This window comes from Arthrobacter sp. APC 3897, from assembly GCF_030407495.1.
Lineage (GTDB): Bacteria > Actinomycetota > Actinomycetes > Actinomycetales > Micrococcaceae > Arthrobacter_B.
Genome location: NZ_JASDDG010000038.1, coordinates 35,290 through 36,335, shown reverse-complemented (window position 1 = coordinate 36,335; position 1,046 = coordinate 35,290). Strand labels below are relative to the sequence as shown.

Genomic DNA, 1,046 nt, shown 5'->3' with positions numbered 1-1,046 from the left:
ACGACGTCGCACAGCTCCTCGGCCAGCGGGGCTCCCCATTCCTGGGCGCGCTGGAAATCTGCGTCGGACAGCCGGGCCAGAAAAGGTAGATCAGCAGGCCGAAAAAGCCGCAGACTATGACGGTCCGCACTAGCCTGGCGCGCTGTCGTGGCATCCCTACCTCCCCTCCCGACTGTTCCATAACGGCCGTGCCGCATGCGGCAGCGACTCGGACCAATGTTGCCCGGCCGGCCGCGGTGTTAGTGTCCTGACATGAATTCCTATCTGCTCCTGCTCCGCGGCATCAATGTGGGCGGCAGGAACAGGATCCCCATGAAGGAGCTCCGGGAACATCTCGAGGGTCTGGGCTACCGGCAGGTCTCGACCTACATTGCCAGCGGAAACGTCCTGCTTGCCTCGCCCGGTTCCCCGGAGCAGGTGGGAAGGGAGGTGGAAGCGGCTCTGGTGGAGAAGTTCGACCTGGACGATGACCTCATCAAGGTGCTGGTCCTCAGCCCGGACCAGTTGCACAACGTGATCGGCTCCAAGCCGGAAGGGTTCGGTGAACACCCGGACACATACCATTCGGATGCCATCTTCCTGATGGGCATTGATCCGGAAACGGCCCTGACGGCGTTTCGCCCGCGGGAGGGAGTGGACCGGGTGTGGCCGGGCGACGGCGTCATTTATTCGCAGCGCTTGAGTGCTGAACTCGGCCGGAGCCGGTTGAGCGCAGTTATTTCCTCGCCGCTCTACAAGTCGATGACCATCCGCAGCTGGAACACCACCGTGAATCTGCGGCACCGCCTCGCCAGCCGGTAGCAGCCGTAGGTCCGGGTGCGGTTAGCGTAGAAGGCATGAGTTACGAGTACGACGTCGAAATCCTTCACCTGCTCGTTTCCGGCGGTCATGCCTATTTTGGCCGCGCCCGGGACGGTGCGGCCGACGTCGCCACCACCGATGCTGAGCATGCGCAGGTAGTGGCCGGGAAGGGAATCGTCGGTGACCGGTTTTTCGGTAAGGCAGCCCACATGGACGCTGCCGTCACGCTGTTTGCCATCGAGCCC

At 63.2% G+C, this 1,046-nt stretch carries 1 protein-coding gene and 2 pseudogenes; 2 read left to right on the top strand and 1 reads right to left on the bottom strand.

Annotated features, from left to right (window positions below; all coding sequences use genetic code 11):
• Positions 1-74 (bottom strand): annotated as a pseudogene (locus QMA10_RS16220) (DUF2662 domain-containing protein); the annotation flags it as partial.
• Positions 75-252: 178 nt separating this feature from the next.
• Between QMA10_RS16220 and QMA10_RS16215 the strand changes: the two are divergent.
• Positions 253-801: a DUF1697 domain-containing protein gene (locus tag QMA10_RS16215; protein ID WP_290170009.1), complete on the top strand. Its 549-nt coding sequence runs from the start codon at positions 253-255 to the stop codon at positions 799-801.
• Positions 802-836: 35 nt separating this feature from the next.
• Positions 837-1,046: pseudogene (locus QMA10_RS16210) on the top strand (molybdenum cofactor biosysynthesis protein); the annotation flags it as partial.

What these genes read in the sequence shown, in the direction of transcription:
- QMA10_RS16215 (WP_290170009.1), top strand. Translation starts at nt 253, where the DNA reads ATGAATTCCTATCTGCTCCTGCTCCGCGGCATCAATGTGGGCGGCAGG.